This window comes from Vibrio rumoiensis (assembly GCF_002218045.2).
In the GTDB taxonomy this organism is placed as follows: domain Bacteria; phylum Pseudomonadota; class Gammaproteobacteria; order Enterobacterales; family Vibrionaceae; genus Vibrio; species Vibrio rumoiensis.
Map to the genome: position 1 here is coordinate 308,627 of NZ_AP018686.1, position 23,818 is coordinate 332,444.

Here is a 23,818-nt window from a genome sequence, read left to right on the forward strand (position 1 = left end):
ACATGAAGTTTATTATTTCCATATTAGTGGCATTTTTTTTGTTAGCTGGTTGTAGTTCGGATCCTAAACCTGAGCCTAAACCGACCAAAATAACAATTAGTATGTTTGCTGACCATGGTGTAAATCCCAATGTTGAAGGTATGGCATCCCCAATTGAAATACAGCTATTTGAATTGGTCGATGATTCTATGTTGCTCTCGACGGATTATCATCAGATTAGAGATGATTTTAAAAAAGCGCTAAAAAGTAATTTTGTTAAAATTTATGACTACGCTTTAACTCCAGGTCAGTTTAAATTTATAAGTGCTTTTGAAATTGATGAAGATATTAATTATATCGCTGTAGTCGCGCATTTTTCTGATCCTGATAATAGTGAATGGAAAAAGTCAGTAAAAATAATTAATAAAGATCACTTATATCATTTATTGGTTTATTTCCGTGATTATGAAGTAATTTTAGAAAAGGTAGAGTAATAAATGTTCACTCGTAATCGTGTTATTTGGAGTGAGGGGCTTTTTATGAAGCCTCAACACTTTCAACAGCAACAGCGTTATTTAGAATATTATGCCGATGAGCGATCTAAAGCGATAAGCCCTTATTTGTATGGTGTTACTGAGTTATCTCTTAACCCTGAGTACCTTTCATTTGGTCGTATTGCTATTGAAAGGGCGATAGGTTCGATGCCAGATGGTTCAATGTTCTCTATACCACAAGAGGATCTATTACCAGATCCACTTGATATTGAAGATGCCAGTTTAGCTAATCAAATTATTTATTTGGCTATTCCTTTACGAAGTGATGCGCTATTGGAAATCGATTGGCCAGAAGAAAAAGGCACTGGCCGTTACCAACAACGAATTCAAGAGCAACGTGATACCCATTCAATGCAAGGGGGCTCTACTCCTATTAGTGTTGCGCCATTGAAAATTCAGTTGATGTTAGAAAAAGAAGATAGAACGGCTTATGCCTCAATGGCGATTGCTCGTATTCGAGAAAAAAGGCCGGATGGCAGCATCATTTTAGATGAGAGTTTTATACCTTGTCATACCAACGTTCACTGTCATACCGGTTTATATCGTGTGGTCGCTGAAATAGCGGGACTTATACGCGAAAGAGCCAAGAATATCGCTCAACAAATATCATCGCCTTCACAAGGTGGTGTTGCCGATGTTTCTGATTTTATGCTGTTACAAGCTTTGAATAGAATTCAGCCAGAGCTACAACATCTTTCGGAATTAAGAGGTTTACATCCAGAGCGATTATTTGAACGTTTAAGCGCGGTTGCAGGTGAACTGGCAACATTTACCAGTGAAAGTCGTTTGCCACCAACTATTCCAGCGTATAACCATGATAATCCAGCGGAATCATTCTGGCCGGTTGTTCATCACCTTCGTCAAAGCTTAAGTATTGTACTAGAGCCACGAGCGGTTTCGATACAGCTTCATAAACGTCAATATGGATTAATGGTCGCACCGGTACAGGATCCTCAATTAGTACAGGATGCGGAATTTATTATTGCGGTGAAAGCGAAGATGCCTCTTGATGAGCTTAGACGCTTATTTGTACAGCAGACCAAAGTGTCATCAGTTGAGAAAATACGTGAGCTTATTTCTCTGCAGTTACCAGGTGTGCCACTTAACGCATTACCTGTCGCCCCTCGTCAATTGCCGTATCACGCAGGTTATACCTATTACCAACTTGATAAAACTAGCCCTGCTTGGGGAAGCTTACAGCACTCTACAGGGTTTGCATTTCATGTTGCAGGAGCATTTGAAGATCTTGACCTGCAGTTTTGGGCTATTAGGAGTTAATTATGGATACCAACAACACCAATGTTGCAGTCGATGAGTTGCTGTATGAAGGAAGTGAAAATATCGATCAGGATCAGGATTTTTGGTTTCCACTACGTGGCGATAATCCTAATTTATTGATTGATGTTGCTACGCCATTATTTGGGTTGGCACTTAGAGTTAAAGGGCTATCCGAGTGTCCATCAATCGAAGATGTGTACCATCAAGTGGTAAAAGAAATCACCGCGATAGAAATGGAATTAGCTGAAAACAATTATGAGCATTCGGTCATTATGGCCTACCGATATGTGTTGTGTGCTTATCTTGATGAAGCGGTAATGGGCACCTCGTGGGGAGCTAAAAGTGTATGGGCTCAACATTCACTACTTTCTCGTTTTCATGACGAAACATGGGGCGGTGAAAAAGTATTTTCGATTTTAACTCGTTTAGAAAACGATCCTCCGAGATACAAAGACCTTTTAGAGTTTATTTTTCATTGTTTAAATTTAGGCTTTGAAGGGAAATATAAAGTTATTTCAAATGGTTATGCGGAACGAGAAAGGGTCATTATCAAATTGCATGAGCTACTCAAGTCGTTGAGTGATTCTGAACCAAGGTCTTTATCTAAGGCCACCGAACATGTTGTCCATTCTAAATATAAGTTAGGCCGTCAAATTCCCGTATGGTCGGTGTTTGCCATGTTTATTTTTGGGTTATGTGTTGTTTTTTCTGGCTATTTATATGTGTTAAGCAATAAATCCGCCGATGTATTAACTCAATTGAATCAGCTACTTTAGAGGTATCGTTATGCTCCGTATTGAATTATCGACAATAATTTCTAAATTAAATGATCAGACAAAGTTCGCTTTAGAGCAGGCTGCTTCTTTATGTATCGAAAAACAAAGTTCAGAAATAACCGTTGAGCATCTTTTAGGGGTTTTACTTGATAACCCTATTTCCGATGTCAGGCTTATTTTAAAGCAAGCGAATATTGATATTTTACCTTTAAAAGAAAAATTGAGTGTAGGCTCTCAATCGGAAGGCCAACTCGATACGTATCCTTCGTTTTCTCCTCTTTTGGTCGAGTTATTGCAAGAGGCTTGGTTACTGTCTACCACTGAGCTTAACCAACAACAATTGCGTTCAGGTGCGATTTTTTTAGCGGCTCTTTTACGTAAAGAACGTTATTTAACGCTGAATATTATTCCTGTTTTTGATGGGATAAATCGAGAGGCGTTAACAAAGGAATTTGATGCTATTTTAACGAATTCATCAGAAACCGAGGTAGTGACTCAAAAATCAAACCGTTCGGTTTTATCAAGCGCTTCTTCTTCCGATTATTTAAGTCGTTATTGTAAAAATGTATCAGAATCGGCGCGAAATGGTGAGCTAGATCCTGTGTTATGTCGAGACGACGAGCTTAATTTGATGATTGATATCTTATGCCGACGTCGTAAAAACAACCCTATTGTGGTGGGGGATGCAGGCGTCGGTAAAAGTGCAATCATTGAAGGTATGGCATTAAGAATTGCTAGTGGCCAAGTTCCCGATCAGCTTAAAGAGGTTGATTTGTGGTCTTTAGATTTAGGTTTGTTGCAAGCTGGAGCTTCCGTTAAAGGGGAATTTGAAAAGCGCTTACAAGGTGTCATTGAAAATGTTAAATCTTCCAGTAAACCGATCATTATATTTATTGATGAAGCACATACGCTGATTGGTTCTGGCAACCAAGAAGGTGGCAGCGACGCAGCAAATTTATTGAAGCCAGCGTTAGCTCGTGGTGAGTTAAGTGCAATTGCGGCAACCACGTGGAAAGAATATAAAAAATATTTTGAAAAAGACCCTGCATTAACTCGACGTTTTCAATTAGTTAAGTTGGATGAACCAACGATCGATCAAGCGATTGATATTTTGCGAGGTTTGAACGCGGTTTATGAAAAATCACACAACGTATTAATTACTGATGACGCATTAAAAGCAGCCGCTGAGTTATCTGCTCGCTATATTTCAGGGCGTCAATTACCGGATAAAGCTATTGATGTTCTTGATACGGCTTGTGCTCGTATTGCAATTAATTTAGCCGTACCTCCAAAGCGTATTGCGACTTTATCGACATTAGCCCATCAAAGGCAATTAGAAATTGGCATGATTGAACGCTCAATTTATCTAGGTCAAGAGCCAGATCAAGCGCGACTGGATGAGCTGTTAACTCTGCAAGAAAAAGATAATGCAGAAAAAGAAGAGTTAGAGACTAAGTGGAAGACTCAACAAGAGTTGGTTAATGATATTTTGTCCTTAAGGTCTCAATTTATTGCCAATGAAGAGGTCGGTTTATTAGATGGCGAATCGCTAAATCTAAAATTAGAACTTCAAGATAAATATCAACAATTGGAATTGATTGAGCATGATGAACGTTTAATTCACCCACATGTTACCGCTCAGCAAATTGCAGAGGTGGTGGCTGATTGGACTGGTGTTCCTGTTAATCAAATGAATACCGATGAGTTATATAAGATCACCAACCTTGTTGAAATATTAGGCGAAACCATTAAAGGTCAAGATGCTGCAATTAAACAAATACATAAACATTTGTTGACCGCAAGAGCGGACTTAAGACGTGCAGGTAGACCTAAAGGTGCTTTCTTGCTCGTTGGGCCTAGTGGTGTGGGCAAAACTGAAACGGTTGTCCAGCTTGCTGAGCAGTTATACGGTGGTAAGCAATTTCTCACGACAATTAATATGTCAGAATATCAAGAGAAGCATACTGTTTCTCGTTTAATTGGCTCACCACCTGGTTATGTTGGTTATGGTGAAGGTGGCGTCTTAACGGAATCAATACGTAAAATGCCGTATTCGGTTGTGTTACTTGATGAAGTAGAAAAAGCACATCCAGAAGTGTTAAACATCTTTTATCAAGCTTTTGATAAGGGGGAGCTCGCCGATGGTGAAGGCCGATTAATTGACTGTCAAAATGTGGTGTTCTTCTTAACCTCTAATTTAGGTTATCAAACTATTGTTGATAACGCGGATAATGCTGAAGAATTAGACGAACAATTATACCCTGAGTTAGCGGCATTTTTTAAACCAGCCTTGCTTGCTCGGATGGAAACGATTCCTTATTTACCATTATCGAGAGATGTTCTTTCTGAGATTATTAAAGGTAAATTGTCACGTCTAGAGCATTTATTTAAAAAACGCTATGGCGCTAGTGTCTATATTGAAAGCGATCTTATCGACGAGATTTTAAATCGGGCCAACCGATCTGAAAATGGCGCTCGTATGTTAGAAGCTATTATTGATGGGCAATTATTACCACCAATCTCACTCGCACTGCTCAATAAATTAGTCGATAAAGAAGATATTACACATATATCGATGTTTATTCGTGATGGTGAGTTTGTTGGAGAGGTTAAGTAGTATGAGTCCATGGCTAGTCTCGATAACAGAATTAATGAAGTTAAGAGATGCGAGCAGTCTATCTAAGACATTCATTAATTGTTTGACACAAACATTAGATATTAGTCAGTCCTTTATTCTTGAATTAAGTGATAACGGGCGAGAACTTATTTATAACGGTCATGATGAAGGTTTTACGTGGTCTGTAATGGACTTTGACACTCCTTTTGCTCATGTATTACACGACAATAAACATAAGCTCATATTACAAAGTGAGCTTATTTATTGGCAAGGAAATAACGAGTTTAAAAAATTAGCTTCTCAGCTAAGAATGGGCCAAGCCTGCTTAATTTATCCTTTATCATGTGCTAAAGAATCCGGCCCTTCTTTACTCGTTTTATTTGGTGATTCCGATAACTTAGAGAAAATTAAATTTGTATCCGAATTTAAATTGTACGTTGATGCGTATGGCGCCCAATGGAAGCTTCTTAAAGATTTAAAAAAGGTTGATTTAGAAAAGCAAACTTTATCGGAAACGCTTACGATAGAAAGAAAAGTGAACCAGCAAAGTCAAAAACTATTGGATTTATCTTCCACTTTAATCGGTGGCAGCTCTGCCATGGTCGAAGTGAAAAAGAAAATCGTCGCGGCAGCAGAATCGCCGTTATCGGTTATGATCCATGGCGACACTGGTACTGGCAAAGAAGTCGTTGCCAAAGCGATTCATCAAATATCGTCTTATAACAAGGGGCAATTCATCGCCATTAATTGCTCTGCGATACCTGAAAACCTATTAGAAAGCGAATTATTTGGTTATGAGAAAGGGGCATTTTCTGGTGCGGATTCTTATCATGCTGGTTTGATTGAACAAGCGGACCAAGGAACGTTATTTTTGGATGAAATCGGTGATATGCCGGTACACCTTCAATCAAAACTATTGCGTGTTATTGAAACGAAAAGTTTTCGTCCGTTAGGTGGGAAAAAAGAGCTGACATCTAATTTTAGATTAATTTCAGCGACTCATATTAATTTGAAAGAAAAGATAAAAGCGAAAGAATTCCGCCCTGATTTATATTATCGATTGATGCAATGCCCAATATCTCTTCCCGCTTTAATTGAAAGGAAAGATGATATAGAAATATTAAGTGAACATTTCATCGATAAATATAATGAAAGTTATCAACGAGATGTTGGTTATTTGACTAGGTCCTCTTTAGATTATCTTAAGAAATTAGAGTTTCCAGGTAATGTTAGAGAGTTAAAAAGTATGATTGATCTGTCTTGTTCTCAAGTCGAAGACGGGCAACCTATTTCACTATCCTGCATTGCAGATAATTCTAATGCTTTATCTTTATTTGATAATGATGAAGTCATTTTAGATTCAAGGAACTTGGATGAAATTCTTAATGAGTTTGAATCTAAAGTGATTAATGGGCGCTTGAAAACGTGTCTTGGAAATAAAACGAAGACAGCAAAAAGTTTAGGCATACCTCTTCGAACATTAACTTATAAGTGCCAAAAGCTGGAGATATCTTGATGGCTAACTCGTTTAAAACGCTAATGGTAATAATGCTTTTCATTCAGTTACCACTTGTTAGTAAAGTTCGCGCGGATCAAAGTGCGCTTTTAAATCAAGCGAAAGAGTGCACAAAAGTGACGGCTCGTCTTGAACGTTTAGATTGCTTTGATCGTATCTTTAATACTTCTTTACCTGATATTGAGGCATTACAAGAGGTGAAACCAGAAATATGGTCTCGAGGCATAGAGTTAGAAAAGCAACGAGCAAACAGTGAATCACTTGCCTTAATATCCACCCCAAATACCGATAATCCAGCAGATATTTGGGTCACGTTGCCTGCTATTAACGTTGATGGGGAAGTGGCACCTATATTGATGTTGAGCTGCGTTGATAATATTAGTCGCTTGGATTTGTTATTACGTAAGGGTGTGACTCAAGCCCGCGTCAATATTTCTGCCAACACCTTTTCACCTAGTCTATGGCGAACCGATGATTCTGGTTTTGTTCTTAGCAGCGCTAGAGGGCTGTTGGCAATTGATTTGATGAAAAAAATATCTTCTTCTCCAATGATTGAGTTGCACTCTGATATCACCACAATCAATGGTCTTAAATTTAATACTCAAAACTTGTCGAAGATATTTATTCCTTTACGTAAAAGCTGTCATTGGTAAGGCATGTTATGAACATAACCGAATATCGGAAAATTATTGCAACTCCTATTGCAGGAGAGCTTCGTGTAGGGGAGCGTTTATATGACGACCCATTATATGAATTTATTGATGATCAAATGATGAAAGTGGGTTCTTTATCTCATGCTTCTGTGCAATGGAGCGAAGTAGAAAAGAATATTCTGCAGCTGCTAAAGGATAAAACCAAAGACATTAAGCTGCTGATTCATCTTATACAGTGTTTACACCACCAAACGACACCAGAACGGTTCACGCTTTCGGTGTTTGTCTTTGGTGATTTTATGCGAGAGTTTTGGCGAGAAAGTTACCCTTCTCCTGGCGACAGAGGCAAATTGCCTCGCCGTAAATTCTTTAGCTTACTGTTACAACGATTTGATCTGCTTATTGATAAGTTTGATTTTTCACTCTTCGATTCAGCAGGAAGAGAGCTATTACTGCAAGCGTTTAATGATTGGCATGCTGCCGTTATTAACAATGAACTAGATTCCGATTCAGTGCAGTTTCTTGACCAAAGAATTAAGACCAAATTAAAAGACAGTGAAGAGAGAGCGCCATTGGCGAATCAATCTCAAAGCACGTCTTCTGAAAACCCCAATCTTGGAAATTCTACGGTCGTGAATATCCAGGCTAATAATCCATTAACGTTTGATGCTTATAGTGGGCAATCTATCAAGCAAACGCTTCTCAAAGTAGCAGAGTTTCTATCAGAGCAAGATTATGGCACCCCACTTTCTATTAGGACTCGACGTTATGCCGTATGGAGTGGGATTGATTCTCCACCTGAGCATAACCAATCTGGAGAAACGCAATTACGCAGCATTCAAGGTGAGCGATTAAAAGAATATACCGATGGTATGTCTCATCCTGATGTCGCTTTATGGCGCAAAGTTGAACAAAGTTTGACGCTTGCACCTTATTGGATCGATGGACAGTTTCTCAGTTTTAAAATTGCCGAATCTCTTGAACAGTCTGACTGGGCTGAGGCAATAAAAGATGAGACAAAGCAATTTATTGCCCGGTTACCTCAGTTACTGGAATTGAAATTCAAAGATGGTTCCCCGTTTGTTTCTGATGAGACTCAGCAATGGATTGATTCAGCAACTCAGGGAGCGGCTCAGGGTGGAATAAGTAATTGGCAAGAAAAGTATGAACAAATTAAATACTTGGCTAAAGAGGCTGGCGTGACAGTGGCGATTTCTAGTGTCAATGATGGCCTAGAAAGTGCCGTTGAACCAAGGGATAAATTTTATTGGCAGTGCTTACTGGCTGATTTATTAGAAGAGAACAAACTCACTGCGGTAGCGAGTGAACAATATCGCGCATTGTATGAGCAGATCATGTCTATGAGCCTCAGTGACTGGGAGCCCTCGCTTATAGAAAAGCTCAAAAGTGTTAATAATATTAAATAATTAAGGTAGTGGTTATATGTGGAAAATGATAACAGGGATTGGTCAGAAGCTTAAGCCTGCGATAACAGCGGCAATGCCAATTTTATTATTCAGCCTTTTTATTCTCATCAATGTTGCGATTTGGTGGATGGGCCCGTGGCTAACAATCAATAAGCAACAACCGTTATCTTCATTGACGGCTCGCGTTGTGGCTTGCGTGGTATTTTCATTAATATGCTTTTCATTATGGGGACTATGGCAATGGAGAAAACTGAACCGAATCAGAGAAGATGAAAAGCGCTCATTAGAACTAAAGGCCGATCCTCTACTTCAGTTTGAAGAGCGCCAAGAGCTAGAATTAAACCAAGTGATGCAGACGATGAAGTCGAGCTTAAATAAGAGCAATTACCTTTATTCGCTCCCTTGGTATTTAGTACTGGGTTTGGAAAATGCCGGTAAAACAAGCTTAATCAATCGTTCAGGTCAAAGTTTCGTGTTTTCTTCCGTTATGCGTGCATCTCACCAAAAAAGTGGTAATCCATACAGCTTTGATTGGTGGATTGGCGATGAATCTGTCTTAATTGATCCTGATGGTGAATTATTGACTCAAGGTGGTCTTGGTAACGGTGTTGACCCTGAATTATCGCGTAGGTTGTGGGTACATTTTACGCATTGGTTAGAAAAAACGCGCAATCGTAGGCCATTAAATGGCATTGTGCTGGCCATTGATATTGCACACCTTGCGAAATCGACCGAATCAGAACGAAAAGCCTATGCGAATTTATTACGTACTCGCTTACGTGAATTGATGGAAACGCTGTCGACTAGGCTGCCAGTTTACGTTTCTTTTACTAAGTTTGATTTATTACATGGTTTCGAACCTTTCTTTCGCAATTACACCAAAGAAAAACGCGAAGAAGTGCTTGGTTTTACCTTCTCTCTAGACTCTGTGGATGACTTGGATCATTGGTTAACGGAATACACGGCAAGTTACGACGAGTTTATTGCTCGTATTAACGAAGCGATACCCTATATTATGGTCAACCTCACCGATAGTGAAGACCGCAATGCCGTGTACAGCTTTTCTCGTCAATTAGCCGGCTTGAAAGATACGATCCATCGTTTATTAGAAGAGACGCTAGGTAGTGATCAGTTTTCGACTTCAGCTTTAGTTCGCGGAGTTTATTTTAACTCGGTCTTCCAGCAAGGTGTGGCAATTAATGCTTTTGATAATGCAACGTCTCGTCGCTATGGGTTAAGGCATGCGATCAATGTAGCGCAAAATGCAAAAAACTCGACGATTTATTTTACTCAAAAGTTATTTAATCAAATTATTTATCCGGAAGCAGGGCTTGCTTCTGATAACTTTAAAGTCGCGAAGAGAAAGAAACGAATTATATTCACGTCAGTGGTAGCTTGTAGCATTGCCAGTTTCTTATTAGTCACTGCTTGGCAACGGTATTATTCAATAAACGTGAATCAAGCTAATAGTGTTTTACAAAAAGTAAATGAATATCAAGTACTCATTTTGGGTAATAAGGGCATGCTCTCACATAAAGATATGCTCGAGCCTTTAAATAAAATTCGTGAAGCAACATTAGAGTTTGGTTTTTTCCGTGACAAATTAAAATATGTATCGGATTTAGGTTTGTATCAAGGGCATACAATTGGACCAAAAGTAGAAGAAACCTACTTAAACCTATTAGAGTACAAATTTTTGCCATTATTGATGGCCGATACTATTCATGACTTAAATCGAGCGAAATCAGATGAACAAAAATTAGCAACATTAAGGGTTTATCGAATGATGGTCGATGCGAGTGGTCGACATCCTGAGTTTGTTTTAGATTACTTCTCTAAATATTGGCAACATCAGTTTACTGGCCAACAAAAAATTCAGAGACAGTTGTTAGCCCACCTTGAGTATGCGATGCAACATACTGATCTGACCAAGGATCGACGTAATGGTAATGAGTTGGCCGATCAATTGATGCGTCCTTATGATTTGCTAATTAGTCGTGTGCAAAATGATCTTGGCCGTATGCCTAATGAAGAGCGGGTCTATCGTAACTTAAAATTAAGTGCGAAATCTCTATTAGGACCCGATGTCAACTTGCGTAATTTAATTGGACCTGTATTTGATATGGTGTACCAAAAAGGCAAAAGAAGTGATCAATCGCTTTATATTCCTAAGCTTTTAACCAAAGAAGGCTTTGAGGATTATTTCATGCCTCAATCAGAATCGGTGTCCAATTTAGCTTTGATTGATAGCTGGGTACTCGGCCAGTCTTCAACGGCAGAGTTTAGTGAAGAAGATAAACGCGTATTAAGAGAAAAAATAAGAAGTTTATATATTGCCGATTACACGGCAACTTGGCGACAAGCTTTAAATCATATCAACATTAAGAAGTTTAATGACATTAACGATGCGGTGGCCGTAGTTGACAATATTATGGGCAACTTGGAGCCGATTCAGCGTTTACTCAGAACCGTTGATAGTAATACTCATTTATTTAACGCTTCCCCAGAAAGTACAGATAAGGCAGCAAAAGAAGCGTTATTAAAGAGCCCTAAATTTAAAGTCGCTTCTATGATTGATGAGCCATTTTCAGAGCTGAATGCATTGAATTACCCTAATGGCGATAACCCTGCTTATATAAAAGAAGTGTTAGATGTCGTAGGGCAACTACGTGATTACCTTAAAGCCATGCAAGACTCACCGAATGTGGGAATGTCAGCTTTAAACGCGACAAAAGAGCGGGTGAAACTGCAAAGTATTGATCCTATTTACACACTACGCCGCGTTGCGAGTGGCCTACCAAGCCCTTTAAACCAAATGATGAAAACGTTGTCGGATCAAAGTTGGTATGTGGTAAAGAAAGAAGCGATTCGTTATCTTGAGGTACGTTGGCAAGAAGATGTGTATAAGCCATATCGAGAAAAGTTAGCGGGTAAATACCCATTATCGTTAGCCGCGAAAAAAGACGTCGCGTTGTCTGATTTTGAAGAATTCTTTGCTCCAGATGGGATCTTGAATACATTTTATAATGATCAGTTAGATTTATTTTTGAATGAGAAAGTCCTTATTGATAATGATGACGGGAATAATCGTTCGATTGTAAACCAACAAGTTATCGATGAATTAACCCAAGCGAAGAAAATACAGCAAGCCTTTTTTAATCGCAAAGGTGTATTGGATATTGAATTCTCACTACAGCCTATCGTGCTAAGTGGTAATAAACGACGCAGTGCGATTGATGTTGATGGGCAATACTTAACTTATAGCCATGGACAGCGTGATGTTGTTGAACTTATTTGGCCAAACTCATTAAGAGAAACCGCATCATCAAAAGTAACCTTAGTCCCGACACAAACAGGCTATTCTCCACGCAGTATTATGAAGCAAGGCTCTTGGTCTTTCTTCCGTTTGTTGGATCAAGCTAAGGTCGTGTCGGCAAGCTCTAAGTCGGTGGATTATAAGTTCGCAGTTGATAATGGAAGCATGGTTTATCGATTGAGTTCAAATAGTGACAATAATCCATTCACCAATAATTTATTTAGGTCATTTAAGTTATCTGAAAATTTATATTAAATGAAGCCTCACTAAATATTCGAAATTAACTTGCGTAAAAGAGAGTGGGGGAAACCTCACTCTGACTTCTTTGGGTGTGGATTATGTCAACCAATGTGTATGTGGAAAATCGTATTTTTAATCTTGTTAGTGATTCGGATTTGATTAGAAAAAGTCATATTTATGATGATATTAAAGCTGAAATAAATAAACAAAATGCCCCCTTTTCCGGTGGAACGGATTGGGAGTCTGTAAAAAATAAATGTACCTTGATGGCTGAAAAATCAGGGATGGATTTATTGCTATGTTGTTATTACACGGTAGCGGTAACAAAGTTACATTGTGTAGCGGGTTTAGCTAATGGTTTAGAATTGCTTTCAGCGTCACTCATTATTTCTTCAGCAGAAGATAAAAATGCCAACAAACGTAAAGACCTGGTTGAATGGGTGAACAATAGCATTATCAAAGAAATGAAATTACTTAAGCCCAATTATGAAAAATTACGAGATTTGTATCGATGTGAACGTCATTGTGAGCAAATTGATAGTATCTTTACGGAAAAGCAGCCATCACATGTTGCAAATATGGATGGGCTGGCTTACATCATTTTTGAGCATATTGATCGTTTAGAAATTCAATATAAAAGCCATAAAAGCACAGGCGTCGTCTTGCCTGCAGCAGTGAATCGAACTAAAACCAAATGGCATTATTACATCTTAGTGATCCTTGTTACCGCGTTGATTACTTATCAAGTTTCTTTTTTACTGACTAAGCAACCTGTCCTTCCTATTCATGATTTGCAGTTTAACGCGTTACCAGCACCACCGTTAGCGGCAGAAAAGCGCCAAGCGTTGAGCCAATCCCTCTCTGATAATATGTCGAACCATTCGTTTTCTTGGCTTGGAAATAAACCAAAGCAGCAACAAGAAAATATTGAAAAACTCGAATCTTTGATAGGTGATGATCAAAATATAGCGTTATTAAAGCAGCAATGGTTAGCACAGAAAAAAGAAAGTATTGAATCGGTTAACGCTATGGTTGATAAGTTTGATGGCTTACGGACAAGGCTTTCGAATGTCAATTTGAGCATTCAAAAAAGTCAGTTAAATAGTGTAAAGAAAGACATCGATTCGATTACAAAAATCAGTAAGAGTTTATCGCCTATATATGCTCGTGTTGGCTATATTGAGCAGTTATTAAAATCTGGTGAGAATGAAAAAGCGGGTAAAGAGTTGGGGATCCTACAACAGCGTTTAGAAGCATTAACTTGGAAGGTAGCCCAGCTTGATGAGCTGGTTTTAGACTAAATTTGAAGAGTAAAATAGCCAAACAAGAGCCTTAATGTCTTGTTTGGCTTTAACCGCTTTATAAATTATAAGCGCTCGTTCAAATAAGCTTGATAATCTGGGATTTCAATATCGACTTCTTGTTCTAGCAAGACTGAATTGAATAAAAATTTTGCGGTTGCACGGTTGGTGGCAACGGGGATATTCCAAACAGAAGCGATACGTAGTAGCGCTTTCACATCTGGATCGTGTGGCACAGCATTAAGAGGATCCCAGAAGAAAATCATCATGTCTATTTTCCCTTCAGAGATCAGAGCACCAAGTTGCTGGTCGCCTCCCATCGGGCCACTGATTAAACTTTTGATCGCAAGGCCGGTTTCTCGGCTTAACATGTTCCCTGTTGTGCCGGTAGCGTAAAGAAAATGGCTTTGTAGTTTCTCTTTATTTTCGACAACCCAGCGAAGCAACTCTGGTTTGTAATGATCGTGAGCAACCAAAGCAATATTTTTGTGCGCAGGCATTGTGCGAATGGTTTTCTTCATTGTTAACATCCTAAATGTTCAATAAAAATAAATTAAGTGCTAATCACAGCATAATTTAATTATCGAAAAAAAAATAGCACGATTGTTCACTTCTGAGTCCTTAATTTTAGGGCTTAATAGAACCAGGCTTTTTCCCTTTCTTGAGTCTCTACATATTGTTAATTTCAGGCTCGATTTATCTTTGAGTAAAACTTTCCCTCCTGCTTTTGAGCGTTCACAAGAAGATAGAAAATATGACAATGATATGATTTTTTGCTGAACAATTGATTACAACCCTAAAGGTTGCTGTGTTTGATTTTTTTTATTCGTATTGGTTATTAGTTGTTTTATTTCATGCGCTTAGTTGTCATGTGTATATTCACTTAAAGAATAAGGGGTTGATAAAATAATCTGATACGTTATTATCTAAAACGAAATTGATTAGTGCACTAAACAATTGTTGGTTATCTGACAATTAGCATTAATAAAAATCAATCGCCACTTAGGTCTTCTTTGATGACAGTTTCGTTGTAATGGAAGAAAGAAGTGTACAAATAAAAATAGGGCTAAGATGATTACGGCACCGTGGGTAGCACACCCCGAAAAAGTGACCACAACTCAGGACGAGTTAACATTTAGAAAACCCGAAATAAGCGATGGCAATCAGGTCAATGCCTTGATTGAATCGTGTCCTCCTTTGGATACGAACTCTGCATACTGCAATTTTTTGCAGGCATCACATTTTAGCGATACATGCGTATTAGCTGAAAAGGACGGTGAGATTGCAGGTTTTGTTTCCGCTTATCTCAAACCCTCTAGTCACCCTAACCGACCTGTATTATTTATTTGGCAGGTCGCAGTTGCGGAAAATAGCCGTGGATGTGGGTTGGCTTATCGCATGATCAAATCGTTATTAGCGCGAGAATGTGTTGCAGGTGTTGCGGCTATCGAGACAACGATTACCAAAGACAACCATGGTTCATGGAACTTGTTCCGTAAGATTGAGCGTGAAGACGGTGAAGAAGGGCGCATCAGTGTTTTCTTAGATAAAGAAAATCATTTTGATGGTGAACATGATAGCGAATTCTTATTCCACATTCCGCTTGCCATGAGTTAATGCACATTAATTGACTTAACGTGCACGAAATGACGTAACCCCATAAGCATTAAATTTTAAAAATTCTTGGTTGGGATTCGCTCAGCCGAGATAAATACATAGGATGGATAGACAGGACAAATCATGAATATCTTTAAAAAGCACGAATCAAACGTTCAATGTTATGCCAATAATTTCCCCGTAGTATTTTCTTCTGCGAAAGGTTGCTGGCTACATACCGAAGACGGAGATCGCTACTTAGATTTTCTTGCCGGTGCAGGTTCATTGAACTACGGCCACAACAACCCTGTTCTAAAAAAAGCATTGCTTGAATATATCGACCAAGATGGTTTAACCCACGGTCTTGATATGCACTCACAAGCAAAAGGTCGTTTCTTAGAAAGCTTGAACGACAAAATTTTGAAGCCACGTGATTTGGAATACAAAGTCCAATTTACAGGTCCAACAGGGACTAACGCTGTTGAGTCAGCTATGAAACTGGCTCGAAAAGTAAAAGGTCGCACTAATATCGTTGCGTTTACTAATGGTTTCCACGGTGTGTCATACGGTGCACTTGCAGCAACGGGTAATCAACATCACCGAGGTGGTGCAGCGATGCCGCTATCTGGTGTGACTCGCATTCCTTATGAAGGTTATGCTGACATTGATGGTTTAGCGTTATTTGAAACCATGCTTAATGATAATTCAGCGGGTCTGGATAAACCAGCTGCAGCAATTGTTGAGGTGGTACAAGGTGAAGGTGGCTTAAATGCTGCGTCTAATGAGTGGTTACAACGTTTAGAGAATATCTGTAAAAGCAATGACATTCTCTTGATTGTCGATGACATCCAAGCCGGTTGTGGTCGTACGGGTACCTTCTTTAGTTTTGAGCCTTCAGGCATTAAACCAGACATGGTGACATTGTCAAAATCGATTGGTGGCTATGGGCTACCTATGGCGATCATGTTAATGAAGCCTGAATTAGACCAATGGGCTCCTGGTGAGCATAACGGTACTTTCCGTGGTAATAACCATGCGTTCGTGACCGCAGCGGAAGCCATCGATACATATTGGCACAATGATGAATTCGAAATGCACATTAAAGAACGTGCTGAGCAGTTAAACAAAGCTCTTAATAAAGCGTTGAAGCAATATTCAAACTTGTTTGAAAAAATTAAAGGTCGCGGTTTGATGCAAGGTATCGCATGTAAAAATGGTGATATTTCAGATCTAATTACAAGTGAATGTTTTGCTAACGGCATGGTGATTGAAACCGCTGGTCCTGACGATGAAGTGGTGAAGTTTTTCTGTCCATTGACCGTAAGTGAATCTGAGTTAGAACAAGGTATTCATATTTTTGAAAATGCAGTAGAAAAAGTGTCAGCAAAACTGGTCAAAAAGGCATCATGAACTGATGAAAAAGGCTTAGTAAATCAAGTTAATACGTATAAATCGAAACAGGTAAAGCAGCAAGATAACGAAGTGTTTACCGAGCTTTCAATGAGTCAAGTGCCAGTTTGGCAATTATTGGCAATGCGTAATTAATCTTGCTACTGCATAACTAACAATGACGATATGTACATCACAAGTAATCAAACCATATCCATTGTTAAAACAAACATCGACAAAAAAGGATAAAACATGATTGTAAGAACATTAGAAGAATGTCGAAATAGTGAACGTCGCGTCGTTGCGGATACTTGGGAAAGTGTTCGTATGCTACTTAAAGAAGATAAGATGGGATTTTCGTTTCACATTACCAACATTTATGCGGGAACCGATACCCATATTCACTATAAAAATCACTTAGAGTCTGTGTACTGCATCTCTGGTGAAGGTGAGATTGAAGTGATTGGCGGTAAAACGTACCCAATTAAACCGGGCACTTTATATATCTTAGATCAGCACGATAACCATCAATTGCGTGCCTATGAAGGTGCAGACATGGTAATGGCATGTGTCTTTAACCCACCATTAACGGGTGCAGAAACCCATGATAAAGATGGTGTATATCCATTAGTGGAAGAATAGGTTACGGGTCCCTAGTTTCTAGAAGTTGTCTCGGGTCGTTGAACGAACAACGCTGATAATACTGCCGCTTTGTTGATGTAGAACCAGCGGCAAAGCCTAGTTACTAGGGACTAGCACCTAGAAACTGAAATATAAATTGAAATAATTAAATTAATTGATCTTTAAAAGGAGCCCATTTTGACTTCTTCAAATAGAAGCCACACTGCCAATATTCAAAACTCAAACCATACCGTTGAAAAAATTGGCGGTACATCAATGTCAGCATTCGATGCTGTTCTTGATAACATCTTACTTCGCCCAGAAAACCCTTATAACAGAATGTTTGTCGTATCGGCTTATGGTGGCATTACCGATGCTTTATTGGAATGTAAACGTTCTGGTAAGCCGGGCATTTATCGCCTAGTGGAAAACCGTGATGATGCTTGGGTCGAAGCAATGGAAGAACTTGAACAACGCATGTTGTTGATAAATGAAAATATGTTCGCAGATCCAATTAGCCGTCGTCGTGCCGATAATTTCATTAAAGATCGCATCGCACAAGCGACAAACTGTATTAATAATATTATGGAAACTTGCCAATACGGTCAGTTTTCAATGCAGCATTATTTGCCGCAAATCCGAGAGTTTTTATCTTCCATCGGTGAAGCACATAGTGCCTACAATACTTGTTTGAAGCTAAACACTCTTGATGTTAACGCCAGGTTTGTCGATTTGTCTGGTTGGGATCTCGAGCCGCAAGTTGAAGGGAAAGATGCTTCAAGTAATCTTGACCGAGTGATTGAGCGTGCACTAGAAGATATTGATGTGTCGAAAGAGTTACCGATCGTGACAGGTTACGTATATTGCGCCGAAGGGTTAATGAAAACCTACGACCGTGGTTACAGTGAAATGACATTTAGCCGTTTAGCGGTACTTTCAAAAGCGAAGCAAGCGGTGATTCATAAAGAGTATCATTTAAGTACCGCGGACCCACGTATTGTTGGCCCTGAAAAAGTGCGTCCAATGGGACAAACTAACTATGATGTTGCCGATCAACTCGCGAACTTAGGCATGGAAGCGATTCACCCTAATGCTGCTTCAGGTTTACGTCGTAGTGGTATTGAATTAGTGATTAAAAATACGTTTGAGCCTGAACATAAAGGGACGTTGATTTCTCATGAGTTTAATCCGCACAGCTATGCTGGTAATACCGATAAAGTGGAAATTATTGCCGGCCGTAACAAGGTCTTTGCATTACATATCTTTGATCAAGCAATGGTTGGCCAAGCGGATAATGTCGGTTATGAGTTAATGGAAATCATTAATGATGAGCGAGTGCAGCTTGTCGGTAAAGAGATGAACGCTAACTCGATCACTTATTACTTGAGTGGTAATTCGAAAAGTAAAAACAAGGTACTTTCACGTGCTGAAAAAGCGTTCCCGAATGCCAAAATTACCGGCAAAATGGTGGCGTTAATTTCTGTGATTGGTGCATCAATTGATACCAATAAGGCGTTAAGTCACGGTATGATTTCATTGATGAACCAAGATATTACGCCACGAGCAGCGCACTCATCAATGCGTAATGTCGATGTGCAATTTGTGGTGGATGATGAAAACTATGAAGCCGCGATTTGTACTTTACATGAAGAGTTTATTGACGAAGTGAAAGCTGACAAAGAAAAAGCCGCATAGTTCTGTTTTAGTTTAAAGCTGAAATATAAAATGAAGCCCCTGTTTATGAAAATGACAGGGGCTTTTTAGTGTTTCACATTGTTTTTTAATTGAGAGGAATCGGCTAATTACGCTGCCAGCGGAACTCCATTTGCTTCGCGGTTGCTTCGGCCGTTTCAATACTGGTCAATTCACTTACAATAAATAAGCTCATATCAATCCCTGCTGAGATACCACCAGAACTAATTCGATTCTCATCTTTTACCCAACGGACATTCTCTTGTACTTGTAGCATTGGAAATTGCTGGCGTAAATCAGCAATGTCTTCCCAATGTGTGGTGGCTTTATGGTGTTGAAGGGCACCAGACTTAGCCAGCAAAAACGCGCCAGTACAAACCGAGGTGACTAAGGGAGCACTTTGGCTTTGCTGGGCGATCCAATCCAGTACAACTTCATTATTCACTTCTTGAGTATGATCACCACCAACCACCATCAAAACATCTAATTTAGGATGGTTGGAAATATCATAATGAGGCAGTACATTAAATCCTGAGCGAGCTTGTACGGGGGCTAGGCTTTCTGCGATTAAGAATACGTGAAAAGGTGGAGGACTACATACTCTATTCGCGGTAGTAAACACTTCATAAGGTCCTGAGAAATCCAGAACCTCTGCATTATCATAAATATAAATACCAATATTCATTATTTATTCATCCTTGATTGAGAACCGGTTGACTCGATAGGTTAAATTCTGTCCGAGAGAAGAACCTTTCACTTCTTTTTACAATGAAATATCGATAATGGGAAGATTAAAACATACCTAATTTGTTTTCTGTGTCATTATTAGAAGTAGGTATACATATATATAAACCTCAATTCAGTACACAACATTAAAGAGAAATGCTATGAAGCTTTTAGTCCGAAATCTTGCTCGCCAAACGACCGAAATTGAAATGCGTAAATTGTTTGAAGAATTTGGTGAAGTTGGTGAGTGCACCTTAGTTTTGGACCAAGAAACAGGCCAATCAAAAGGTTTTGGCTTTGTTTATATGCCAGATCTTGATCAAGCAAAAACAGCAATGTTCGCATTAAATGGCAAAGAGATTGATAAGAGCAAAATCAAAGTAAAAGTCGCGAGCTAGTTCATATTTGATTGATTGAATATGCTCGTAGTCATTCATATTACGAGCATAGATTCTCCTTATAAACTGGCCGATTATCTTTGCTTCTTCTGTAGTGTCATCATCAATATTCCTACTAGGATCATACTCGATGCCAAAACAAAAGAGAGTGTGATGGGCTCTTGTAGAAAAACGACACCGCCTAATGCTGCAATTACTGGCACCAACAATTGTATGACCCCAGCCTGAGTTGATGTTAATCCTTTTAATGCCACATACCAAACCGCGTAACCCACCCCAGATGTGATCTCCCCTGATACTATTGCAAGCGTAATACCTTCCGTTGTTAGCGTATGTTGAGTCGCTAAAATATAGAAAACCACCAGAACACATAAAGGCAAGCTACGTATAAAATTACCAGCCGTATCACTTAATGGATCCGCGCAAGCTTTTCCTCGTATGGTATAACCAGCCCAAGCTGCCCCTGCAATTGCCATTAATAGAAATCCGCTAAAAGAGGGGGTAGATAGACTCGGCATTACCAAGTAGATAAATCCTGAAAAGGCCAATAATATTCCCATCCACTCGACCCATTTAAGCTTATTACCTTTTAATAATTGGTAAATAATCATCGTGATTTGCACGGCACCAAATAATATCAATGCGCCGGTACCAGTACTAATTGATAGATAGGCAATAGAAAAGCAGAGAGCATAAATAAATAAGAATATTGCCGATATAGTGCTGCCTTCAAGAGATGGTGCCTTGATTGTATTGCCTTTTGATGCACGTTTTATCATGACTAAAATGGCCAACATGATCGCACCAGATAATAGACGTAGGCTAGTAAAGCTGAGAGGGTCGATATGACTATTGATTAAAGCAAGACGAGCAAGCACTGAGTTTGCCGCGAAAGCGATTAAAGCAAATAAGATGAAAATAAGGCTGATAAGTTGATATTGGTGATTCGTTTTTGCTGCCTTCACTCGACGTTTCTCTTTTTATAAAAGTAAGAAGGGAAGGCTAAGTGTTCTCCACCTTCTTAATGATTACCGATTAATGGTGGCCATGCTCACTGTCGCTTTGAGCCATTTGTTTCATTCCCGCCATTACTTTTTTAACTGGCACTTCAAGGCTTTCCGTTTCTCCATTAGCATAACCTAACGTCACATGAATGTTATCCCCTTCAACTAGTGGCTGTTTTACATTCAATAGCATGATGTGATAGCTACCAGGCTTTAATATGACTTGGCCGTGAGCCGGTAAAATGATCTGGTCTACTTGTCGCATTTTCATCAAGTCGCCATCTTTTTCAACGGTGTGCAGCTCAGCTTTATCAGCAATCTCTGTTGTAGCTGAAATCAGCGTTCGCTCAGCATCCATATGGTTTTCAATGGTCATGAATATTGCACTATTAACAGCGTTAGGTGGTGTTGCTCGAGCATAAGGTTCATCGTATTTTAAACCATCGTGAGCAAAGGCAGAGAGACTGACACATAGCGTTGAAAATAGAATGGAGATTTTTTTCATTGCGAGTTTTCCTTTTCAAGTTGCTGAATCGCTAAAATTAAGGGCTGAGGGTTTAATGTGTGTGGTACTTTTTTAAGTAATGAACCGTCAGATTTTACAAAGTAAAAATAAGAGCTGTGGTCGATAGTATAGCCTAGTGCTGAATCGGCTAACTCTGTCTTCTGAAAGATCACACCATATTGCTTGGCAAGTGATGTGATGGTTTGCAATGAGCCGGAATACCCTTCGATGGCTGGATGGAAGTAATGTGCGTACTTTTGAGCGTCATCGCCAGAATCTCGTTCCGGATCGAGCGTAATAAACATTGGGCGAATATTGTTTAAATATTTTGGATCAATCTGTTTTAACGCAGCAGATAGCATAGCAAGCGAAGTCGGACAGACATCTGGACAGCGAGTGAAACCAAAGTAAATAATACGAATGCGCGGATCATCAGTGGCAAAAATATCGACCTCTTTATTTGCTTGACCTTCAAGTGTCAATGTTGTGGTTTGTTTGGTTTGGGCGCTGTCGTTTTGTAAAAATAAGTTAAGCGTTACGCCTAGAGCGAAAGCAAGTATCAGTATAACAATCCATGATTTCTTCATTATTTTTCCATCCTGATAGAGGTATAAACTTTATTACCTTGTTGGTCGGTCAATGTACCAATCCAGGTCATTTTCGTATAAGTACAAATGGGCAGTACAATCGTGCCTTTATACTGCCCATCTTTTTGTTTGAGTATAGGAAATTTCACAATTCCTAAATCCATTTCAAGCCCTCGTAAGGTCAGCATTAATTTGTCACTCTGACTTCCTTGCCAATTCACATCAATATGAGTCGCTTTTAACGGTTTCGCGATATCAGTATCTAATGTTATCGCTACTCCTTGTTGCCCGCATTGTTGGGTTGATAGTGCGCAATATTGAGAGGGCTCAAGAGGTAAATCGGCATGTTTAGTGGAATGAATAGCACTAATGATACTCGGCGTATAAAAACCAGTGAGTAAAGCGATTGGTATCAATAACAGCCAGATGAAATTGGTGCGATTTTTAGGGAGTAAAGAGAGAAAGTGAGCCATAATTTTGATTCATAACGAAAGCGTTGAAAGATGCTATCACAGAGCATAAACAGATACAGAGCTTAACGTGACTTTCTTGAAGTGAATAACATTCGCTTATGAAAAAGCCCAAATCGTTCAGCATTCGATTTGGGCTTAGATCCACTCAAAATCGTGAATAGTTAGTCTTGCTTTTGCGCGAATCTTTCTAGTAGCCACACAATCGCGATTCCGCCAATCATACAAACGATCGCAAGTGTGATTTGTGAAGGTTGACCTGCAATTTGTTCAAATTGATAAGGTAGCAAATTGTGCTGAACAAGCGGAACTTGCTCGCCGTGAGAGTTAATACGCCAGCTAATGGTTTCTTTCCAAGGCCAAATTTTCGGTAATGTTCCTACCATCAACCCGGTTAAAAAGATTAACGTGACCGAACGGTGTTTGTTTAATAGCCATGACAGTAGGTGAGAAAAGCTCAGTAAGCCGACTACCGCGCCAATAGCAAATAAGCCAAGTACGTCAATATTCAGCTCTTTAACGGCGGTTAATATCGTGGGGTAAATGCCGAGTAACAATAGAATAAAGCTGCCAGAAATACCCGGTAGAATCATCGCGCAAATCGCAATGGCGCCGGCTAAAATTAAGTTCAGAGTCGTAGGCTGTAAGTCTAATGGTTGCAGCACGGTAATGGTGTAAGCAAACGCAACGCCAATCAGCAAAAAGATAACATGGTGTAGGCGTCGATCTTCTACTTGTTTAAGAATGTGTACGACGGAAATTAAAATCAAACCAAAGAAAAAAGACCAAAGCGGAATTGGGTGGGTGACTAAGAGCCAAGAAATCAGCTTGGCTAAGGTAAGAATGCTGGTTAAAATCCCACCAAATAAGGCGATTAGAAAGCCCGCATTGATATGAAGTAAAACTGCTTTAAAACCTTCGCGTTTCCATAAACCCAATAAGCTTGGGTTTACCTTACGAATACTACCTAGTAGCGTGTCATAAATACCAGTGATGAATGCAATTGTGCCGCCTGATACACCAGGTACAACGTCCGCTGCCCCCATTGCAAGGCCTTTAAGATAAGTCCAAAAATAATTCATAAACAAATACCTAAACGAATAACCATGTGAATCATGGATAAATTTCAGCGCGTAGGTTGGCATGGTTTGTGAAAAATGAAAAGTTCTACTT

At 39.3% G+C, this 23,818-nt stretch carries 21 protein-coding genes; 14 read left to right on the top strand and 7 right to left on the bottom strand.

Annotated features, from left to right (window positions below; genetic code table 11):
* Nucleotides 1-2 precede the first annotated feature (2 nt).
* The 9 genes from tssJ (at nt 3) to VRUMOI_RS13945 (ending at nt 13,657) form a co-directional block, all read left to right on the top strand.
* Entirely contained in the window at nt 3-473 is a 471-nt protein-coding gene (gene tssJ / locus VRUMOI_RS13905; protein WP_089139033.1) for a type VI secretion system lipoprotein TssJ, read from the top strand.
* 3 nt (nt 474-476) lie between these two features.
* Nucleotides 477-1,811 (top strand): type VI secretion system baseplate subunit TssK, encoded by a 1,335-nt coding sequence (gene tssK, locus VRUMOI_RS13910; RefSeq protein ID WP_089139032.1) that lies wholly within the window; start codon nt 477-479, stop codon nt 1,809-1,811.
* A 2-nt stretch (nt 1,812-1,813) separates the two neighbouring features.
* A complete protein-coding gene (icmH, locus tag VRUMOI_RS13915; protein ID WP_089139031.1) occupies nt 1,814-2,587 on the top strand; it encodes a type IVB secretion system protein IcmH/DotU in 774 nt (257 codons plus the stop codon).
* Between the two features lie 10 nt (nt 2,588-2,597).
* A complete protein-coding gene (gene tssH / locus VRUMOI_RS13920; protein ID WP_089139030.1) occupies nt 2,598-5,204 on the top strand; it encodes a type VI secretion system ATPase TssH in 2,607 nt (868 codons plus the stop codon).
* 34 nt (nt 5,205-5,238) lie between these two features.
* On the top strand, nt 5,239-6,720 hold the full coding sequence (locus VRUMOI_RS13925) for a sigma-54 interaction domain-containing protein (RefSeq protein ID WP_162598416.1): 1,482 nt from the start codon (nt 5,239-5,241) through the stop codon (nt 6,718-6,720).
* Complete coding sequence (gene vasI, locus VRUMOI_RS13930; protein ID WP_089139028.1) at nt 6,720-7,373, top strand: type VI secretion system-associated protein VasI; 654 nt, start codon at nt 6,720-6,722, stop codon at nt 7,371-7,373. Before VRUMOI_RS13925 ends, vasI begins: the two co-directional genes overlap by 1 nt.
* Before the next feature lie 8 nt (nt 7,374-7,381).
* The gene (tssA, locus tag VRUMOI_RS13935; RefSeq protein WP_089139027.1) at nt 7,382-8,800 is read left to right on the top strand and encodes a type VI secretion system protein TssA; all 1,419 of its coding nucleotides are present in this window, start codon (nt 7,382-7,384) and stop codon (nt 8,798-8,800) included.
* A 16-nt stretch (nt 8,801-8,816) separates the two neighbouring features.
* Nucleotides 8,817-12,371: a type VI secretion system membrane subunit TssM gene (gene tssM, locus VRUMOI_RS13940; RefSeq protein WP_089139026.1), complete on the top strand. Its 3,555-nt coding sequence runs from the start codon at nt 8,817-8,819 to the stop codon at nt 12,369-12,371.
* Between the two features lie 83 nt (nt 12,372-12,454).
* Entirely contained in the window at nt 12,455-13,657 is a 1,203-nt protein-coding gene (locus VRUMOI_RS13945; RefSeq protein WP_089139025.1) for a type VI secretion system ImpA family N-terminal domain-containing protein, read from the top strand.
* A 65-nt stretch (nt 13,658-13,722) separates the two neighbouring features.
* Here VRUMOI_RS13945 and VRUMOI_RS13950 read toward each other — a convergent pair whose 3' ends face one another.
* On the bottom strand, nt 13,723-14,178 hold the full coding sequence (locus tag VRUMOI_RS13950) for a methylglyoxal synthase (protein ID WP_027695694.1): 456 nt from the start codon (nt 14,176-14,178) through the stop codon (nt 13,723-13,725).
* Between the two features lie 550 nt (nt 14,179-14,728).
* Here VRUMOI_RS13950 and ectA point away from each other — a divergent pair.
* From ectA to VRUMOI_RS13970, 4 genes are all read left to right on the top strand, one after another.
* Entirely contained in the window at nt 14,729-15,274 is a 546-nt protein-coding gene (gene ectA / locus VRUMOI_RS13955; RefSeq protein WP_089139024.1) for a diaminobutyrate acetyltransferase, read from the top strand.
* A gap of 123 nt (nt 15,275-15,397) precedes the next feature.
* Nucleotides 15,398-16,663, top strand: coding sequence for a diaminobutyrate--2-oxoglutarate transaminase (gene ectB, locus VRUMOI_RS13960; protein WP_089139023.1), 1,266 nt, complete (start codon nt 15,398-15,400; stop codon nt 16,661-16,663).
* A gap of 231 nt (nt 16,664-16,894) precedes the next feature.
* On the top strand, nt 16,895-17,284 hold the full coding sequence (locus VRUMOI_RS13965) for an ectoine synthase (RefSeq protein ID WP_089139022.1): 390 nt from the start codon (nt 16,895-16,897) through the stop codon (nt 17,282-17,284).
* A gap of 177 nt (nt 17,285-17,461) precedes the next feature.
* Nucleotides 17,462-18,958 (top strand): aspartate kinase, encoded by a 1,497-nt coding sequence (locus VRUMOI_RS13970; RefSeq protein WP_089139021.1) that lies wholly within the window; start codon nt 17,462-17,464, stop codon nt 18,956-18,958.
* A gap of 103 nt (nt 18,959-19,061) precedes the next feature.
* Here the strand turns inward: VRUMOI_RS13970 and VRUMOI_RS13975 are convergent, their stop codons facing one another.
* Complete coding sequence (locus VRUMOI_RS13975; protein WP_089139020.1) at nt 19,062-19,640, bottom strand: DJ-1/PfpI family protein; 579 nt, start codon at nt 19,638-19,640, stop codon at nt 19,062-19,064.
* Between the two features lie 202 nt (nt 19,641-19,842).
* On the opposite strand from VRUMOI_RS13975, the gene VRUMOI_RS13980 reads away from it, so the two are divergent.
* Complete coding sequence (locus VRUMOI_RS13980) at nt 19,843-20,079, top strand: RNA recognition motif domain-containing protein (protein WP_027695700.1); 237 nt, start codon at nt 19,843-19,845, stop codon at nt 20,077-20,079.
* Nucleotides 20,080-20,153: 74 nt separating this feature from the next.
* Here VRUMOI_RS13980 and VRUMOI_RS13985 read toward each other — a convergent pair whose 3' ends face one another.
* The 5 genes from VRUMOI_RS13985 to VRUMOI_RS14005 form a co-directional block, all read right to left on the bottom strand.
* The gene (locus tag VRUMOI_RS13985; RefSeq protein ID WP_174208818.1) at nt 20,154-21,044 is read right to left on the bottom strand and encodes a DMT family transporter; all 891 of its coding nucleotides are present in this window, start codon (nt 21,042-21,044) and stop codon (nt 20,154-20,156) included.
* A 70-nt stretch (nt 21,045-21,114) separates the two neighbouring features.
* Entirely contained in the window at nt 21,115-21,588 is a 474-nt protein-coding gene (locus tag VRUMOI_RS13990; protein WP_089139019.1) for a copper chaperone PCu(A)C, read from the bottom strand.
* Complete coding sequence (locus tag VRUMOI_RS13995; RefSeq protein WP_089139018.1) at nt 21,585-22,175, bottom strand: SCO family protein; 591 nt, start codon at nt 22,173-22,175, stop codon at nt 21,585-21,587. The genes VRUMOI_RS13990 and VRUMOI_RS13995 overlap by 4 nt, the downstream gene beginning before the upstream one ends.
* Nucleotides 22,175-22,648 carry a hypothetical protein gene (locus VRUMOI_RS14000; RefSeq protein ID WP_089139017.1) on the bottom strand — a complete coding sequence of 158 codons (474 nt, stop codon included), beginning with the start codon at nt 22,646-22,648 and terminating at the stop codon, nt 22,175-22,177. The genes VRUMOI_RS13995 and VRUMOI_RS14000 overlap by 1 nt, the downstream gene beginning before the upstream one ends.
* 161 nt (nt 22,649-22,809) lie before the next feature.
* A complete protein-coding gene (locus VRUMOI_RS14005) occupies nt 22,810-23,727 on the bottom strand; it encodes a DUF368 domain-containing protein (protein WP_089139016.1) in 918 nt (305 codons plus the stop codon).
* Nucleotides 23,728-23,818: the final 91 nt, after the last annotated feature.

Coding starts and splice junctions, on each gene's coding strand:
- tssJ (WP_089139033.1), top strand. CDS start 3: ATGAAGTTTATTATTTCCATATTAGTGGCATTTTTTTTGTTAGCTGGT.
- tssK (WP_089139032.1), top strand. CDS start 477: ATGTTCACTCGTAATCGTGTTATTTGGAGTGAGGGGCTTTTTATGAAG.
- icmH (WP_089139031.1), top strand. CDS start 1,814: ATGGATACCAACAACACCAATGTTGCAGTCGATGAGTTGCTGTATGAA.
- tssH (WP_089139030.1), top strand. CDS start 2,598: ATGCTCCGTATTGAATTATCGACAATAATTTCTAAATTAAATGATCAG.
- VRUMOI_RS13925 (WP_162598416.1), top strand. CDS start 5,239: ATGAAGTTAAGAGATGCGAGCAGTCTATCTAAGACATTCATTAATTGT.
- vasI (WP_089139028.1), top strand. CDS start 6,720: ATGGCTAACTCGTTTAAAACGCTAATGGTAATAATGCTTTTCATTCAG.
- tssA (WP_089139027.1), top strand. CDS start 7,382: ATGAACATAACCGAATATCGGAAAATTATTGCAACTCCTATTGCAGGA.
- tssM (WP_089139026.1), top strand. CDS start 8,817: ATGTGGAAAATGATAACAGGGATTGGTCAGAAGCTTAAGCCTGCGATA.
- VRUMOI_RS13945 (WP_089139025.1), top strand. CDS start 12,455: ATGTCAACCAATGTGTATGTGGAAAATCGTATTTTTAATCTTGTTAGT.
- VRUMOI_RS13950 (WP_027695694.1), bottom strand. CDS start 14,178: ATGAAGAAAACCATTCGCACAATGCCTGCGCACAAAAATATTGCTTTG.
- ectA (WP_089139024.1), top strand. CDS start 14,729: ATGATTACGGCACCGTGGGTAGCACACCCCGAAAAAGTGACCACAACT.
- ectB (WP_089139023.1), top strand. CDS start 15,398: ATGAATATCTTTAAAAAGCACGAATCAAACGTTCAATGTTATGCCAAT.
- VRUMOI_RS13965 (WP_089139022.1), top strand. CDS start 16,895: ATGATTGTAAGAACATTAGAAGAATGTCGAAATAGTGAACGTCGCGTC.
- VRUMOI_RS13975 (WP_089139020.1), bottom strand. CDS start 19,640: ATGAATATTGGTATTTATATTTATGATAATGCAGAGGTTCTGGATTTC.
- VRUMOI_RS13980 (WP_027695700.1), top strand. CDS start 19,843: ATGAAGCTTTTAGTCCGAAATCTTGCTCGCCAAACGACCGAAATTGAA.
- VRUMOI_RS13990 (WP_089139019.1), bottom strand. CDS start 21,588: ATGAAAAAAATCTCCATTCTATTTTCAACGCTATGTGTCAGTCTCTCT.
- VRUMOI_RS13995 (WP_089139018.1), bottom strand. CDS start 22,175: ATGAAGAAATCATGGATTGTTATACTGATACTTGCTTTCGCTCTAGGC.
- VRUMOI_RS14000 (WP_089139017.1), bottom strand. CDS start 22,648: ATGGCTCACTTTCTCTCTTTACTCCCTAAAAATCGCACCAATTTCATC.
- VRUMOI_RS14005 (WP_089139016.1), bottom strand. CDS start 23,727: ATGAATTATTTTTGGACTTATCTTAAAGGCCTTGCAATGGGGGCAGCG.